Source organism: Bacillus sp. IT-79MI2, assembly GCF_949768135.1.
Taxonomy (GTDB): Bacteria; Bacillota; Bacilli; order Bacillales; family Bacillaceae_G; genus Bacillus_A; species Bacillus_A pseudomycoides.
On sequence record NZ_CATKPV010000058.1, the window covers coordinates 44,792 to 61,664 of the forward strand.

Genomic DNA, 16,873 nt, shown 5'->3' on the forward strand with positions numbered 1-16,873 from the left:
AACTATGCAAAAAGAAGAAAAGGATTAGTTTTTATAAAAAGTTCCCATAATGGAAATGATAGGAGGAGAAAATATGGATGGAAGTTATTTTTATTTTTTAGCGTGGGTGGGCTGGGTTGTTACAACGTTTTTTTTGAAAAAAGATGAAATTCGTTGGAAAGTTAGTGCTGCTATATTAATATTTATTATTTGTTCACAGATAACGGTATCTATTGCTTCTTTCACTGTATCAATAAACGCTCTTATACTCGGTATTATTTCCTTTTTGGGGATTGCTCTATATTCTGTGTGGAAAAAAATGTATGCCTTATTGTCGGCACTTATCATTGCTATGCTATATACAAGCTTTCATTTATTAGAGGTGTATGATCCGATTTGGATTGTTATTGATAGAATTTTTATGTTAAGCGGTACTCTTGTATATGCATCAATTTTATTACATCGAGATCGTCTATTGCGTCTATGTTCTTTATATGCCGGAGCACTACAAGGAGAAATATTGGTAACATTTATTTTTCGCAGGCTTCATTTCCCATACGAATTTGGTGGTTTGACATTCTTTGATATCATTGCTGTTTCTACACTACTGGTTATGATGATGTCTTATATCGCAAAATTATCGGCGTATAGAGGACAATTTAGAAAAAAACATGTAAAAGAAAGGCAAGGGTAATACATGACTGAATATACACCAGCCATTTTATGTGGCGTCATTGCTGGAACAGTAACGCGAATTTTGATGCTTCGTACAGATACGAGGCAGTATCCGACACGTTTACATGGAAAAATCATTCACATTGCTATGGGATTAATTGCAGCAGCTTTAGGAGCAATTGCTATTCCATCCATTTTGAAGAAGGATTTTTCAGCGATTACTTTCTTAACATTAGCTGCGTCTCAATTTCGAGATGTTCGAAATATGGAAAGGAATACACTGCAGCAATTAGATGGGTATGAGCTTGTACCGCGTGGAAACACATATATTGAGGGGATAGCTCTTGTATTTGAAAGTCGCAACTATTTAGCGATGTTAACAGCATTTGTGACAACATTTACATATATAGGGTTTCATTCGTGGATAGCTGGTGTAGTTGCTGGCACAGCGGGATTCTTTATTGCCAAAATATTGATGTCTGGTAAAAGGTTACATGATCTTGTAGACATTGAGCATGTTCCTCTCCACTTTGAGGGAGCAGGACTATATATTGATAATATTTATATTATGAATATTGGATTGCCCGCAAGGCAAGAAGAAATTATGAAGTATGGAATGGGCTTTATTTTAAAGCCTAAGTCTATTGACGCAAGAGTAACAATCTCCAATCTTGGACAACGACAAGCAATCTTGCATGATGTATCGGTTGCATTAGGCATATTTAGAGATTCTGGAACCCCGGCGTTAGTCCCCTTAGCTAAGCGCGATTTAGAAGATGGAAGAGTAGGGGTATTTGTACTCCCGCAAGATCAAGATGTAAAAAAAGCGATTGCAGTAATAGGGAATGTACCAACATTAGAAAGTGCGGTTCATATGTCATCAGAGGCCCCAAAAGGAAGGGGAGATATACAATGATGTTAGAAAGCTATATTCTTGCTGTAATTACAACGACGCCAGAAAAGTTTGCTGGGGGAGCACCTTTATTTACTTGTGACTCAAAAGAAGAAATGGAATTTGTAGCAAATAATTTAGAAGCGATTTTAGACGGTATTGCACACCGCTTACAAGAGAATGTATATATTATTGTGAAACATTAGTAACGTGTGTTATAATATGAGATGTTTTGATACGATGAGAAATATTCTGGAATGCAAATCCCTTCTTGCACAAAGAAGGGTTTTTTACATAATAAACAGAAGCAAGTTGAAAGGATGAAATTATATGCCGAAACCAGTAGTGGCAATAGTAGGACGCCCGAACGTAGGGAAATCTACTATTTTCAATAGAATTGTTGGAGAGAGAGTTTCAATTGTAGAAGATATCCCAGGCGTAACGCGAGATCGTATTTATAGTGCGGGAGAATGGTTAAATCATGAATTTAACATTATTGATACAGGTGGAATTGATATTGGAGACGAGCCGTTTTTGACACAAATTCGTCAACAAGCGGAAGTTGCGATTGATGAAGCGGATGTTATCATTTTTATGACAAATGGCCGTGATGGTGTAACAGCTGCAGATGAAGAAGTAGCAAAGATTTTATATCGTTCTAAAAAGCCGGTTGTACTAGCGGTGAATAAGGTTGATAATCCAGAGATGCGTAATGATATTTATGATTTCTATGCATTAGGATTTGGTGAGCCATTCCCAATTTCAGGTACACACGGATTAGGTTTAGGTGATTTATTAGATGAAGCAGCAAAGCATTTCCCTAAGATTGAAGAAGAGGCATATGATGACGAAACAATTCGTTTCTCATTAATTGGGCGTCCAAATGTAGGGAAATCATCACTTGTAAATGCATTGCTTGGTCAAGAGCGTGTAATTGTAAGTAACGTAGCAGGAACGACCCGTGATGCTGTTGATACACCATATAGTAAAGATGGTCAAGATTACGTTATTATTGATACAGCGGGGATGCGTAAAAAAGGGAAAGTATACGAGAGTACTGAAAAGTATAGTGTACTTCGTGCATTGAGAGCGATTGAACGATCTGACGTTGTTTTAGTCGTTTTAGATGGTGAAGAAGGAATTATTGAACAAGATAAAAAAATTGCTGGTTATGCACATGACTCAGGACGAGCAGTTATTATCGTTGTGAATAAGTGGGACGCAGTAAAAAAAGATGAAAAGACAATGAAGGCATTTGAAGAAAATATTCGTGCGCACTTCCAATTCTTGGATTATGCACCGATTGTATTCTTATCTGCGAAAACGAAAAAACGTACACAGACATTATTACCAGTTATTAATGAAGTTAATGAAAGTCATAGTATTCGTGTACAAACAAACGTATTAAACGACGTGATTATGGATGCTGTTGCAATGAATCCAACACCAACGCATAATGGACAACGTTTGAAAATCTTCTACGCAACGCAAGTCGCGGTGAAACCACCAACATTTGTTGTATTTGTAAATGATCCAGAATTAATGCACTTTTCATATGAGCGCTTCTTAAAGAATCGTTTGCGTGAGTCGTTTGGCTTCGTAGGAACGCCAATCCGAATTATTTCTAGAGCAAGAGACTAATGGAGAGGATGTGATTTTATGAAAAAAATCACAGTAGTAGGAGCAGGTAGCTGGGGCACAGCGTTAGCGATGGTATTAGCTGACAATGGTCATGATGTACGTATTTGGGGAAATCGTTCTGAGCTCATGGATGAAATCAATATGAAACATGAGAACAGCCGGTATCTCCCAGGAATTACATTGCCAAGCACAATCGTAGCCTACTCTTCTTTAGAAGAGGCATTAGTAGATGTAGATACAGTACTTTTAGTCGTGCCAACGAAAGCGTACCGGGAAGTATTGCAAAATATGAAAGAAATTGTTTCACAGCCAATTACTTGGATTCATGCAAGTAAAGGGATTGAACCGGGAACTTCAAAACGTATTTCAGAAATGATTGAAGAAGAAATTCCAGCGCATCTTATTCGTGATGTTGTTGTCCTATCAGGACCAAGCCATGCGGAAGAGGTAGGGCTTCGTCAAGCGACAACTGTTACTTCAGCTGCTAAACGTATGGAATCAGCTGAAGAAGTACAAGACTTGTTTATGAATAGTTATTTCCGAGTATATACGAATCCTGATATTGTCGGAGTAGAGCTCGGTGGGGCATTAAAAAATATTATTGCACTAGCCGCGGGTATAACGGATGGCCTTGGATTAGGTGATAATGCAAAAGCAGCTCTTATGACACGTGGTTTAACGGAAATCGCTCGTTTAGGAAGAAAGATGGGTGGTAATCCATTAACATTTGCTGGTTTAACGGGAATGGGTGACTTGATTGTAACTTGTACAAGTGTCCATAGCCGAAATTGGCGTGCGGGAAATATGCTTGGAAAAGGATATTCATTAGAAGAAGTATTAGATAGTATGGGTATGGTAGTTGAAGGTGTACGAACAACGAAAGCTGCATATGAGATGGCTGAGAAAATGAAAGTTGAAATGCCAATTACGGCAGCGTTATATGATGTACTATTCAATGGAAATAATGTGAAAGATGCAGTAGGGTCATTGATGGGGCGTGTTCGTAAACATGAAGTTGAAGCGATACCTGATTTATTGTAAATAAAAGCTGTATGCGTGAAAAAAGCACGTATACAGCTTTTTGTTTTTCTGGGTTTTTTCACCATTTATTTCTTTTTGCATACGATGGATTGTAACTTGAAGAGAGGGTGAAGAAAATGGATAATAACATTTTCAATAATATTGAAAAAGAAGCGAAAGTAAATAAAGACGATATTTTTAAATTAGCATCATCTGTACAAAATGCAAATTTACGCGATGAGAAAGTACTACGTCAATTAATCCATCAGGTCGCAGTAATGGCAGGGCGAGAGGTACCAAAAGAGCAAGAAGATCAAATTGTAAAAGCGATTATTAATAATAATATGCCAACAGACTTTAGCTCGTTAAGTAAAATGTTTAAAAAATAAAGCATGCGAAACAAAGGGTTCGAGGATTGCATACGATAGCTATGAAGAAATGGGATTGGGGCTGTTTGTGGGCGTATTTGGTCAACCGAAGCGAAGATGATACATTCGCTTCGGTTTTATTTTTGTTTTTTTATTTACATTTTGATTTTTCAATATATAATTCACCATTATGAAGAACGAAAGGTGACCTACACTCATTTTATCTATTTGTTTTCACTTGGCATGGACAGGAAGAGGGTCTGACCGCTTCTATGCATGGTCGGATGCTCTCTCCCGCCCGAAAAGAAACGCTTTCTGCCGTTTTTTTCAATTTGTACGTATACATAAATATTCTCCAACATATAAGTCTCAGCTGTGAAAATAAAAGGAAGTCTCCACCCGCTTTCTCCCTCTGTTTTCACTTGGCATGGGGCAGAAAAAGGATCTAACCGCTTCTTAGGCCACTGAAAAAGTCTACTTCATAAGAAAAAGGAGTTCATCACCTACTATATACAGGTAATGGACTCCTTTTTCTTTTCAACATATTGATAAAATTCGTGTTATTTTTTCAAAGCAAACACTTTTTCAGTGCCTTCACCGCTTCTATGTATGGCCGGATGCTCTCTACCAGCTAAAAAGAATGGTCTTATATTATTTTTCTATTTGTTTAAAATTTTTAATTTGTTAAAATAGTATAAAAATAGATTGATAATTAAGGGGTGTGTATATGTCTGAAGGACTTATAAAAATGTGGTTTTCTTTAGGAGCAATGGGATTCATGTTTATTGCAGTAGCTTTTATTTTATTAAGTAGGCATAAAATAAAGAATAAAATTTTGAAAGGTATTACAGCGCTGGTTGCTTATACACTTATGGTTGTATCTGGGATTGTTATTTTTCTCGTTGTATTTAGTGGGCCAGTCGAACAATAAGAATGAATAATCGCCACTCTTTGTTTTCAAATAGATTGTGGGGAGGTAGGTGGAAATGAATAAACAAGATTTAATAGATGTGAGCGAGAAAATAAAGGATGGATTGTCTGTGAAAAAAAACTATATTATTTTAATATTTTGTTGTATAAGCCTTTTGTCAGGATGTATGTATCCTAGAGAAAATATGAAACAGAATGCTGTCCCTTATGAAGATCAGCTGCAAGCTGTACAAAAGGCAGTCAATACATATAAGGAACAAAATAATGGTTTATTGCCAATTAAAACGCGTGATATGAGCACACCAATTTATCAAAAATATCCAATTGATTTTCAAAAAATTGCACCACGTTATATACAAGAAGCACCTGGAAATGCATATGAAAGTGGTGGTGTATATCAATATGTATTAGTAGATGTAGAAACAAATCCAACGGTAAAATTAATCGATGTAAGAATGGCAGAACAAATTCGGGATGTTAAGTTGAAATTGCAAATGTATCGTGATGAACATCAATATCCTCCTTTTAAAAAGGTTATTGCAGATGGTGTTTATGAGCTAGATTTCAAAAAGATGGGATATAAAGATGTACCTCAAGTGACAAGCCCATATTCTGGAAAGGGATTACCGCTTGTAATTAATGAAAAAGGGGAGATTTTTGTTGATTATCGAATGGATTTATATGAAATGTTACAAAAAAACGGAGAAAAGTTGAAAGAGGGGGAAGATATTCGTAATATGCTTTTAAAAGATACACCATTTGTGCCCGCATACTCTTTACCGTATACAGTAAGAAACGGAGAACCAATTTTTTTTAAATGATAAGTCATGAACCTTTCTTCTAGCGAATAAGTTCTAGAAGAAAGGTTTTTTCATGTATTACAACTTATGATGCAAACAAAAAGTTCTTTTTAAATAGTCATATGAATTTAGGACAAAATCATATGATATATTGTCCACACTTCTAGAATATTTTTATGTTATTTCATATGATAGGAGACATCAGTGAAGGATATTGTATGTGAATACAAATTGGATTATTCCCAAAAATTTTGAGGGAGGGAATCACTTGGAAAAGGTCGATATTTTTAAAGATATTGCTGAGCGCACAGGCGGTGATATTTATTTAGGGGTTGTAGGAGCTGTTCGAACAGGAAAATCAACGTTTATTAAAAAATTTATGGAGCTTGTTGTTATTCCGAATATCGAAAATGATTCAGATCGTCAGCGAGCACAAGATGAATTACCTCAAAGTGCTGCTGGACGTACGATTATGACAACAGAACCGAAATTTGTTCCAAACCAAGCGGTTTCCATCCATGTTGATGACGGTCTTGAAGTAAATATTCGATTAGTAGATTGTGTTGGTTATACGGTTCCTGGAGCGAAAGGATATGAAGATGAGAATGGCCCACGCATGATTAATACACCTTGGTATGAAGAACCCATCCCGTTTCATGAGGCTGCTGAAATTGGAACGCGTAAGGTGATTCAAGAACATTCTACTATTGGGGTTGTCATTACAACTGATGGAACGATTGGAGAAATTCCAAGACGAGATTATATAGAAGCAGAAGAACGTGTTATCAATGAGTTAAAAGAAGTGGGTAAACCGTTTATCATGATTATTAATACAGTACAGCCGTATCATCCAGATACAGAACAGTTACGTCAAAGTTTATCAGAGGAGCATGATATTCCTGTATTAGCAATGAGTGTGGAGAGTTTAAGAGAAACAGATGTTTACAATGTACTTCGTGAAGCTTTATTTGAATTCCCTGTTTTGGAAGTGAATGTGAATCTACCAAGCTGGGTTATGGTATTAAATGAGGGACATTGGTTACGTCAAAGTTATCAAGAAGCTGTTCAAGAGACAGTTAAAGATATAAAAAGGCTTCGTGATGTAGATCGTGTTGTTTGGCAATTTAGTCAATATGAGTTTATTGATCGAGCGAGTTTAGCTGGGATTGATATGGGGCAGGGCGTTGCAGAGATTGATTTATATGCACCAGATGAATTGTACGATCAAATATTAAAAGAAGTTGTAGGTGTAGAAATTAGAGGGAAAGATCATTTATTAAAGCTTATGCTTGATTTTTCTCATGCAAAAACGGAGTATGATCAAGTTTCAGAGGCTTTAAGAATGGTCAAACAAACAGGATATGGCGTAGCTGCGCCGGCCTTAGCTGATATGAGCCTAGATGAGCCAGAAATTATTCGTCATGGATCGCGATTCGGTGTGAAATTAAAGGCAGTTGCACCGTCTATTCATATGATTAAAGTTGATGTTGAATCTACATTTGAGCCAATTATTGGCACTGAAAAGCAAAGTGAAGAGCTTGTCCGCTACTTAATGCAAGATTTTGAGGATGATCCGCTTTCTATATGGAATTCTGATATCTTTGGACGCTCGCTTAGTTCAATTGTTCGAGAAGGAATTCAAGCAAAATTATCTTTAATGCCTGAAAATGCTCGTTACAAATTAAAAGAAACGCTAGAAAGAATTATTAACGAAGGATCTGGCGGATTGATTGCCATTATTTTATAAGGCCCCCCCCCTCGAGCAGGGGGTTTTTGCTTTTTTATCCCGCTATTTGTAGTCTGTAAGACTCCAGTCTCAAGATTCAGAGAAAAGTGAGGAAGATAGGCGGAGGGGAGAAAAGAAATAGCCATTATCTAATATTTTGTAGCATATTGTCAAGTTTCATCGTTTTTTCACATTTTCGAGGTAACAATTTCTTTAAAAATATTGAATTATACAGGAGAATCGTATAATATAGGCGTTGATAATGATTTATCTACATCTTTGTAGTATAGAATTTGTAAAAATTGCCTACAAATGAAAGTAAGACTCATTTTATGATCATTATACAGTCTTATCTTTGGGAGGAGGTGAATGGCATGAACAAGACAGATTTAATCAATGCTGTTGCAGAAGCAAGTTCCCTTTCTAAAAAGGACGCAACAAAAGCAGTTGACGCTGTTTTTGATTCTATCTTAGAAGCTTTAAAACAAGGTGATAAAGTACAATTGATCGGATTCGGTAACTTCGAAGTTCGTGAGCGTGCGGCTCGTAAAGGACGCAACCCACAAACTGGTGAGGAAATTGAAATCGCTGCAAGTAAAGTACCTGCATTCAAACCTGGTAAAGCGTTAAAAGATGCGGTTAAATAATCCTTACATATTAACAGGGAAGAAGAGTTTCCTTTTTGGAAACTCTTCTTTTTGCTTTTAAAATCATAAATATGCTAGAATGTGTTCGTATCACTTTTAGGTTTTTCGGGAGGGTTAAGCGGATGGCAAAAGTTAACTTAGAACAAATCGAGCAAGCAGTGCGTCTTATTCTAGAGGCAATTGGAGACGATCCAAATCGTGAGGGAGTACTTGATACACCGAAACGTGTTGCGAAAATGTATGCAGAAGTATTTTCAGGTATGCATGAAGATCCAAAGGAGCATTTGCATAAAGTGTTTGGAGAAGAGCACGAGGAGCTTGTATTAGTAAAAGATATTCCATTTTATTCGATGTGTGAGCACCATCTTGTTCCGTTTTACGGAGTTGCTCATGTTGCATATATTCCACGTGGTGGAAAAGTAACAGGTTTAAGTAAATTAGCTCGTACTGTAGATACAATTGCACGTCGTCCACAACTTCAAGAACGTATTACGTCAACAGTGGCTAATTCTATTATGGAAGTGCTAGAACCACATGGTGTTATGGTAGTTGTTGAAGCGGAACATATGTGTATGACAATGCGCGGTGTGAAAAAGCCTGGTGCAAAAACGGTAACTACAGCAGTGCGCGGTGTGTTAGAAAATGATGCAGCGGCACGTAGCGAAATTTTGTCTTTTATTAAGGCAAAGTAAAGGAAAGCGGGAAACTGCTTTTCTTTTTTATTTATATTATTTTACTTTTGATTCCGGTTGTTTGTAGGAAATACTGTCTGTATCCAACAAAACTAGGTGGGGATTACTGCCTGTGAAATCTAAATTCTTATAATGAGCAAGGAGAGATGAGAATTCCATTTTAATGTGTGTTTATGGAGTGAGAGATATAGTCTTTAAAAAATTACATATATTTTGATAGCTGTCCATAAACTTATAGGTGAATGAGTTTTTGTTTTTTATGCGTATTGTATGAATAGAAATCTAACGTATGGTTTATCTTGATTCCCCAAGTTTTGGTTATAGAAAATAGAATGTATGTGTTATAATAGGTTTTATGAATTAGAAAACAAGGGTGATTTTTTGTGTGTGACATCTACGGAGGGTATGCGGATATAAAGGAGCAGTTGCTATCAAAACTGCGCCATCCTTATTTTATAAACTATATTGAAGAACCATTTATTGATGAAGAAAAGGTAGTGCTCTTATACGCTGCTTTAAAAAATGCAAATTTACATAAAGAACAAATTGATCACTATGTTTTAACGATTATGCTTGTACAAATCGCTCTTGATACACATGAAAAAGTATCAAACAAAGCAGATGAAGAAGCAAGTGGATTTCATAAGCGTCGTCAGCTTACAGTACTTGCAGGTGATTACTATAGTGGATTGTATTATTATTTACTTTCAATGAATTGTGATATTGTATTAATTCGTGCACTTGCCGAAGGGATTAAAGAAATTAATGAACATAAAATTATGTTATATCAGAGGGCATATGAAACAGCTGATGAAGTAGTCAAAAGTGTTATGACAATCGAATCGGCACTTTTACAAAAAACATGTGATCATTTTCATTTATCACATTGGAAACCGTTTATAGCGTATATGCTAGGGAATAAGCGTCTTCAAAAAGAGTATCAATTGCATGCTAAAAGAAAAACTGCACCTGTTTTTCAAGCGGTTCAAGCAACTCTATCAAATGATGATGACAGAAATGTGGAAACGGTCTTTACAGAGTGGTTGAAAAAAATGGATGAACAAGAAAAATCATTTCTTCAAAGCCATAAAGAAATTGATGAGATAGTTTCCGCATTACAAGATAAATTGAAAACATAAGCAATTTTATATTGGAAGAAGGGTAAGCGCATGCAACAATCAAAAGAAGAAAGAGTACATGACGTATTTGAAAAAATCTCTGATAAATACGATGTAATGAATTCAGTTATAAGTTTTCAAAGGCATAAAGCATGGCGAAAAGAAACGATGCGAATTATGGATGTACAGCCTGGAAGCAAGGCGTTAGATGTGTGTTGTGGAACTGCTGATTGGACAATTGCACTTGCTGATGCTGTTGGAACGACTGGGAAAGTATATGGATTAGACTTTAGTGAAAATATGCTATCTGTTGGAAAAGAGAAAGTAGAAGCTTTAAATTTAAAGCATGTGGAACTTATGCATGGGAATGCGATGGAACTTCCATTTGAAGATGGTACATTTGATTATGTAACAATCGGATTTGGTCTTCGTAATGTTCCTGATTATATGCACGTATTAAAAGAAATGACGCGAGTAGTAAAGCCAGGCGGGAAAGTGATTTGTTTAGAAACATCTCAACCAACGATGATTGGTTTTCGCCATATGTATATTTTGTATTTCAAATACATTATGCCTTTGTTTGGCAAAATGTTTGCAAAAAGCTATAAGGAATATTCATGGCTTCAGGAGTCTGCTAGCACATTCCCAGGGATGAAAGAATTAGCGAAGATGTTTGAATCGGCAGGACTTGAGCATGTGCAAGTGAAACCATTTACTTTTGGTGTAGCAGCTATGCACTTAGGATTAAAACCGAAATTAAAATAGAAAAAAGACGTTTTTAGGTTAAGGTGAACAATATGAAGTTACAACTTATGTACTCTTTTTTACGATCGGATATTGATGTAATAGAAAAAGAATTAAAAAAGGTTGTTGCCTCAGAGCAACAACTAATAGAAGATGCGGCATTACAGCTTATCGAAGCTGGTGGTAAACGAATTCGTCCTGTATTTGTGCTACTTGCGGGGAAATTCGGAGACTACAAGTTAGATGCAATTAAACATGTTGCAGTTGCTCTAGAGCTCATCCATATGGCTTCGCTTGTTCATGATGATGTAATTGACGCAGCGCTCTTACGAAGAAGTAGTGCAACTGTAAATGCAAAATGGGGAGATCGTATTGCGATGTATACGGGAGATTATTTGTTTGCAAAGTCTCTAGAGTGCATTACGAATTTAGAAGTTCCAGAAGCTCACCAGGCATTGTCGTATACAATTTTGGAAGTGTGTAAGGGTGAAATCGAACAAATTAAGGATAAGTATGATTATAATCAAAATTTAAGAACGTATTTACGACGAATTAAGAGAAAAACAGCATTGTTGATTGCGGCTAGTTGTCAGTTGGGAGCCATTGCTTCTGGGGCAAGTCGTGATACTGTAAATCGTTTGTTTTGGTATGGTTATTTTGTTGGAATGTCGTATCAAATTATTGATGATATTTTAGATTTCGTTTCAACAGAAGAAAAATTAGGAAAACCTGCTGGTGGAGATTTATTGCAAGGAAATGTCACACTTCCAGCTTTGTATGCAATGGAAGATCCAGAGCTTCGTGCAAAAATTGTATCCGTACATGAAAATACAACTGCAAGTGAGATGAAAGAAATTATTCATGATATTAAAACAAGTCCAGCAATTGATCGGGCATTTGCATTTAGTGAACGTTATTTACATAAAGCATTAGAGGTAATAAAACCTTTGCCACGTGGACAGGCAAAATATGCGTTGCAAAATGTTGCAAAGTATATTGGAAAACGAAAATTTTAATGACTTTCTTTTACAAATAAAATAATCTCTCTATTTCAAAACTATTGCACAATTGTGATAAGGGTGTTAATATGTGTGTGGGGATATACAATTACATACATAATTCAGAAGTGGAGAGATTTTTTATGGAAAAAACATTTCTAATGGTAAAACCAGACGGCGTACAACGTGCCTTCATTGGGGAAATTGTAGCTCGTTTTGAGAAAAAGGGCTTTCAATTAGTTGGTGCGAAATTAATGCAAGTTACTCCAGAAATTGCAGGAAAACATTACGCTGAGCACACAGAAAAACCTTTCTTTGGTGAATTAGTAGATTTCATTACATCTGGTCCTGTTTTTGCAATGGTATGGCAAGGGGAAGGTGTAGTAGATACTGCTCGTAATATGATGGGTAAAACAAGACCTCATGAAGCGGCACTAGGTACAATTCGTGGCGATTTTGGTGTAACAGTTGCGAAAAATATTATCCATGGTTCTGATTCTCTAGAAAGTGCAGAACGTGAGATTGGTATTTTCTTTAAAGAAGAAGAATTAGTAGACTACTCAAAATTAATGAATCAATGGATTTACTAATTATTTTAAAATAATTTGTAAACGCTTTAATTACTGTGATAATAGTGAAAAGTGCAAGGAGAGTGTGAATACTCTTCTTGCACTTTTTTGGTTTCAAATAGTTACGAAGTAAGGCCCGGTATGATATATTGATACATAAAGTAAAACTTCTATGAAGGAAGAATAACTTTTGAACAAGACATAAAACCTTTCTTTTTAGGTGGGAGAGAGCATCCGCTCATGCGTAGAAGCGGTCAGATCCTCATCCTATCATTAATGTGGATAAAATAATTACAAGAAAAGGGGAATATCCGATGCGATACATCACAGCGGGTGAATCTCACGGTCCGCAGCTTACGGCAATTTTGGAAGGTATTCCAGCAGGGTTATCTTTAGTAGCAGATGATATAAATGAAGAATTAGCAAGAAGGCAGAAAGGTTACGGACGTGGCAGACGTATGCAGATTGAAAAAGATCAAGCACAAATTGTCAGTGGTGTTAGACATGGACTTACGCTTGGGTCTCCAATTGCACTCGTTGTCGAAAATCGAGATTTTACCCATTGGACAAAGATTATGGGAGTAGATCCGTTAACTGAACAAGAAGCAAAAGAAATGAAAAGACAAATTACAAGACCGAGACCTGGTCATGCTGATTTAAATGGTGCAATTAAATATGGACACCGTGATATGAGAAATGTACTTGAACGCTCTTCAGCACGTGAAACAACAGTTCGAGTTGCAGCAGGAGCTGTTGCGAAAAGACTTTTAGCAGAGTTAGGTGTAAAGGTTGCTGGACATGTAATTGAAATTGGCGGTGTGCAGGCAGAAAAGCTTACATATGACTCAATAGAACAACTACAAGAAATTACAGAAGCATCCCCGGTTCGTTGTTTAGATGAGGAAGCATCTAAAAAGATGATGCAGGCAATTGATGATGCAAAAACAAGTGGAGATTCTATTGGTGGAATTGTTGAAGTTATTGTAGAGGGAATGCCAATTGGAGTAGGGAGCTATGTGCATTATGACCAAAAACTCGATGCGAAATTAGCAGCGGCAGTAATGAGTATAAATGCTTTTAAAGGTGTGGAAATTGGCATTGGATTTGAAGCGGCACATAAGCCAGGAAGTCAAGTACACGATGAAATTCTTTGGGATCAAGAAAAAGGGTATACGAGACGAACAAATCATGCTGGTGGATTAGAAGGTGGCATGACAACAGGTATGCCGGTTGTCGTACGCGGCGTCATGAAACCCATTCCAACGCTATATAAGCCGCTTCAAAGTGTTGATATTGATACGAAAGAATCTTTTTCAGCGAGCATTGAACGTTCTGATAGTTGTGCTGTACCAGCAGCTAGTGTTGTGGCGGAAGCAGTTGTTGCATGGGAACTAGCAGTAGCTCTAGTGGAACAATTTGGAGCAGATCGTATGGATTGTATTCGTGAAAATATTAAGAAACATAATGAATATGCGAGGGAATTTTAATGGAGAAAATACATATTCAGACGCAGTCTAAAGAGTATGATGTATATGTAGGAAAAGATGCGTTGTCACATTTGACAGCGCTTGTTCGAAATATGGAACCGACTGTTTCTAATGTAATGGTCATTTCTGATGAATCTGTCGCATCATTTCATTTAGAAGAAGTTATGGATGCATTGCAAGTAGAAAAACATGTTTTTTCATTTGTTGTTCCAAGTGGAGAGAAAGAAAAATCATTTGAAAACTTTTATGCGGCTCATACGTCAGCGCTTGAAAATGGGATGGATCGACATTCTTTAGTTGTTGCACTTGGAGGAGGAATGATCGGTGATTTAGCGGGTTTTGTTGCGGCGACATTTATGCGCGGTATTCGCTTTATTCAAGTTCCAACAACGTTACTGGCACATGACAGCGCAGTTGGTGGAAAAGTTGCCATTAATCACCCTCTAGGAAAAAATATGATCGGAGCGTTTCATCAGCCAGAAGCAGTTCTATATCATACACCATTTTTAAATTCATTACCGGAAAAAGAGTGGCGTTCAGGATTTGCTGAAGCGATTAAACATGCTTTTATCGGTGATGTTGAATTATATCATTGGTTAAAGCGAGAAGTGAAAACATTAGAAGATATACGGGATGAAAAATTAATTTATATATTACAGCGAGCAATTCCTGTAAAAGCAAATATTGTAGCGCAAGACGAAACTGAAAAAGGTGTGCGTGCTCACTTGAATTTTGGACATACATTAGGACATGCTCTTGAAAAAGAGATGGGATATGGGGAAATTACTCATGGTGATGGAGTAGCAATTGGTATGTTATTCGCGATATTCTTAAGTGAACAAATTTATAAAGTAGACCTTGGTTATAAGGAAATTAAGCGGTGGTTTTCTCAGTATGGTTATCCACCTATGCCAAGGAATCTAAATATAGAACGTCTTGTGCAAGTGATGAAGCAAGATAAAAAAGCGAACGCAGGAATAATTCGTATGGTACTTATGCAGGAATATGGGGTGTTGAATGTCGTATCTATTTCAGATGAGACTGTTCATACTACATTAGAAGCATTTCAAAGAGATGAGGAATCTATTTGATTCGCGCAATTCGCGGCGCGATTACAGTCGAACATAATGAAGCTGAGGAGATATTGACTGCAACAGAGCGTTTAGTGAAGAGAATAGCAAATGACAATGGAATCTATCCGGCTGATATTGTATCGGTGTTAATTTCTACAACAGCTGACATAAATGCATGTTTTCAGGCAGCGACTTGGAAGGCTTTACTTATTACCGGTGATGTGTGTAAAAGAAATAGATGTACCGAATGCTTTGCAGAAGTGTATTCGTGTGATAATGACAGTCACGACAAAAAAGTTGCAGCATGAAGTAGAGTGTATACATGCAGAAAAGGCGATTGTACTGCGGTCTAATCTAGTAAAATGACAGGGGGAATCAAAATGAGAGTAAAAGAGCAATTGTTAACTTTGAAAGCATATGTACCTGGCAAAAACATTGAAGAAGTAAAAAGAGAATATGGATTATCTAAAATTGTAAAATTAGCATCTAATGAAAACCCGTTTGGCTGTTCAAAACGTGTAACGGAAGCTTTAGCTTCATTAAGCACACAATATGCTTTATATCCAGATGGAGCAGCTTTTGAACTTCGTGAAAAAGTAGCCGCACACCTTCATGTGAAACCAGAGCAACTTTTATTTGGTAGCGGTCTGGATGAAGTAATTCAAATGATTAGTCGCGCTTTATTAGAAAAAGGTACAAATGTTGTGATGGCAAATCCAACATTTTCACAATACTATCACCATGCTGTAATTGAAGGGGCAGAGGTTCGTGAAGTGCCACTTAAGGATGGTATTCATGACTTGGACACGATGCTAAAGCAAATTGATGAACAAACGCAAATCGTATGGATTTGTAATCCGAACAATCCAACAGGAACATATGTAGAAAAGCAAAAATTACTTTCATTTTTAGAGGCGGTTCCGAAGTCAACACTCGTAATTATGGATGAAGCATACTATGAATATGCAGGAGCGAAAGAGTATCCACAAACATTGCCACTTCTTGAAGAGTATGAAAATCTCATGGTGTTACGTACATTTTCAAAAGCATATGGCTTAGCTGCTTTTCGTATTGGTTATGCTGTAGGGAATGAAAAACTCATACAGCAATTAGAAGTAGCAAGATTACCATTTAATACATCAGCTATTGCGCAAGCTGTTGGTTTGGCAGCGATAGAAGATCAAGAATTTTTACAAGAGTGCGTGAAGCAAAATGCTGAAGGATTAAATCAATATTATACGTTCTGTAAGGAGTACGACGTTTTTTACTATCCATCACAAACAAATTTCATCTTCTTAAGGCTTGGGATTCCCGGTAATGAAGCATTTGAAAGATTAATGAGAAAAGGGTATATTGTTCGTTCAGGTGCTGCGTTTGGCTTGCCAGATGGTATTCGTATTACTGTTGGTTTAAAAGAAGAGAATGATGAGATTATTGAATTGCTGACGGAACTTGTGAAAGAGCAAAAGAAGAAAGAAAAAACGTATTCTTAAGAAAAAGCGCGGCTCCCATTA

At 36.8% G+C, this 16,873-nt stretch carries 17 protein-coding genes and 2 pseudogenes; all 19 read left to right on the top strand.

Annotated elements, in window-relative coordinates; all coding sequences use genetic code 11:
• The first annotated feature begins 73 nt into the window (after nt 1–73).
• The 19 genes and pseudogenes from ACM6HU_RS12615 to hisC all read left to right on the top strand — a co-directional run bounded on the left by ACM6HU_RS12615 (nt 74) and on the right by hisC (nt 16,852).
• A pseudogene (locus ACM6HU_RS12615) lies at nt 74–684 on the top strand (hypothetical protein).
• Entirely contained in the window at nt 677–1,570 is an 894-nt protein-coding gene (locus ACM6HU_RS12620) for a YIEGIA family protein (RefSeq protein WP_016114086.1), read from the top strand. Before ACM6HU_RS12615 ends, ACM6HU_RS12620 begins: the two are co-directional and overlap by 8 nt.
• Nucleotides 1,567–1,752, top strand: a complete 186-nt coding sequence (locus tag ACM6HU_RS12625) for a capping complex subunit for YIEGIA (protein ID WP_016114087.1) — start codon at nt 1,567–1,569, stop codon at nt 1,750–1,752. Before ACM6HU_RS12620 ends, ACM6HU_RS12625 begins: the two co-directional genes overlap by 4 nt.
• A gap of 124 nt (nt 1,753–1,876) precedes the next feature.
• The gene (gene der, locus ACM6HU_RS12630) at nt 1,877–3,187 is read left to right on the top strand and encodes a ribosome biogenesis GTPase Der (RefSeq protein WP_003206531.1); all 1,311 of its coding nucleotides are present in this window, start codon (nt 1,877–1,879) and stop codon (nt 3,185–3,187) included.
• Between the two features lie 18 nt (nt 3,188–3,205).
• Complete coding sequence (locus ACM6HU_RS12635; protein WP_016114088.1) at nt 3,206–4,228, top strand: NAD(P)H-dependent glycerol-3-phosphate dehydrogenase; 1,023 nt, start codon at nt 3,206–3,208, stop codon at nt 4,226–4,228.
• Between the two features lie 116 nt (nt 4,229–4,344).
• Nucleotides 4,345–4,596: a stage VI sporulation protein F gene (locus ACM6HU_RS12640; RefSeq protein ID WP_000369751.1), complete on the top strand. Its 252-nt coding sequence runs from the start codon at nt 4,345–4,347 to the stop codon at nt 4,594–4,596.
• A 706-nt stretch (nt 4,597–5,302) separates the two neighbouring features.
• Nucleotides 5,303–5,506, top strand: coding sequence for a DUF2768 domain-containing protein (locus ACM6HU_RS12645; protein WP_016114089.1), 204 nt, complete (start codon nt 5,303–5,305; stop codon nt 5,504–5,506).
• A 109-nt stretch (nt 5,507–5,615) separates the two neighbouring features.
• Nucleotides 5,616–6,326 (top strand): hypothetical protein, encoded by a 711-nt coding sequence (locus ACM6HU_RS12650; protein ID WP_026008435.1) that lies wholly within the window; start codon nt 5,616–5,618, stop codon nt 6,324–6,326.
• 247 nt (nt 6,327–6,573) lie between these two features.
• Nucleotides 6,574–8,052: a stage IV sporulation protein A gene (spoIVA, locus tag ACM6HU_RS12655; protein ID WP_016114091.1), complete on the top strand. Its 1,479-nt coding sequence runs from the start codon at nt 6,574–6,576 to the stop codon at nt 8,050–8,052.
• 353 nt (nt 8,053–8,405) lie between these two features.
• The gene (locus tag ACM6HU_RS12660) at nt 8,406–8,678 is read left to right on the top strand and encodes an HU family DNA-binding protein (protein ID WP_001043860.1); all 273 of its coding nucleotides are present in this window, start codon (nt 8,406–8,408) and stop codon (nt 8,676–8,678) included.
• Between the two features lie 122 nt (nt 8,679–8,800).
• A complete protein-coding gene (gene folE, locus ACM6HU_RS12665) occupies nt 8,801–9,370 on the top strand; it encodes a GTP cyclohydrolase I FolE (RefSeq protein ID WP_003206523.1) in 570 nt (189 codons plus the stop codon).
• Nucleotides 9,371–9,753: 383 nt separating this feature from the next.
• Nucleotides 9,754–10,509 carry a heptaprenyl diphosphate synthase component 1 gene (locus ACM6HU_RS12670; RefSeq protein ID WP_016114092.1) on the top strand — a complete coding sequence of 252 codons (756 nt, stop codon included), beginning with the start codon at nt 9,754–9,756 and terminating at the stop codon, nt 10,507–10,509.
• A gap of 30 nt (nt 10,510–10,539) precedes the next feature.
• Nucleotides 10,540–11,253 (top strand): demethylmenaquinone methyltransferase, encoded by a 714-nt coding sequence (locus tag ACM6HU_RS12675; protein WP_242227111.1) that lies wholly within the window; start codon nt 10,540–10,542, stop codon nt 11,251–11,253.
• Nucleotides 11,254–11,285: 32 nt separating this feature from the next.
• Entirely contained in the window at nt 11,286–12,248 is a 963-nt protein-coding gene (gene hepT, locus ACM6HU_RS12680; protein WP_016114094.1) for a heptaprenyl diphosphate synthase component II, read from the top strand.
• A gap of 125 nt (nt 12,249–12,373) precedes the next feature.
• The gene (gene ndk, locus ACM6HU_RS12685) at nt 12,374–12,820 is read left to right on the top strand and encodes a nucleoside-diphosphate kinase (protein WP_003206516.1); all 447 of its coding nucleotides are present in this window, start codon (nt 12,374–12,376) and stop codon (nt 12,818–12,820) included.
• A 293-nt stretch (nt 12,821–13,113) separates the two neighbouring features.
• Nucleotides 13,114–14,286 (top strand): chorismate synthase, encoded by a 1,173-nt coding sequence (aroC, locus tag ACM6HU_RS12690; RefSeq protein ID WP_414848219.1) that lies wholly within the window; start codon nt 13,114–13,116, stop codon nt 14,284–14,286.
• Nucleotides 14,286–15,377, top strand: coding sequence for a 3-dehydroquinate synthase (gene aroB, locus ACM6HU_RS12695; RefSeq protein ID WP_242227109.1), 1,092 nt, complete (start codon nt 14,286–14,288; stop codon nt 15,375–15,377). Before aroC ends, aroB begins: the two co-directional genes overlap by 1 nt.
• Nucleotides 15,378–15,430: 53 nt before the next feature.
• Nucleotides 15,431–15,725 (top strand): annotated as a pseudogene (locus ACM6HU_RS12700) (chorismate mutase).
• A 14-nt stretch (nt 15,726–15,739) separates the two neighbouring features.
• Nucleotides 15,740–16,852 (top strand): histidinol-phosphate transaminase, encoded by a 1,113-nt coding sequence (hisC, locus tag ACM6HU_RS12705; protein WP_088094033.1) that lies wholly within the window; start codon nt 15,740–15,742, stop codon nt 16,850–16,852.
• The last annotated feature ends 21 nt before the right edge of the window (nt 16,853–16,873 follow it).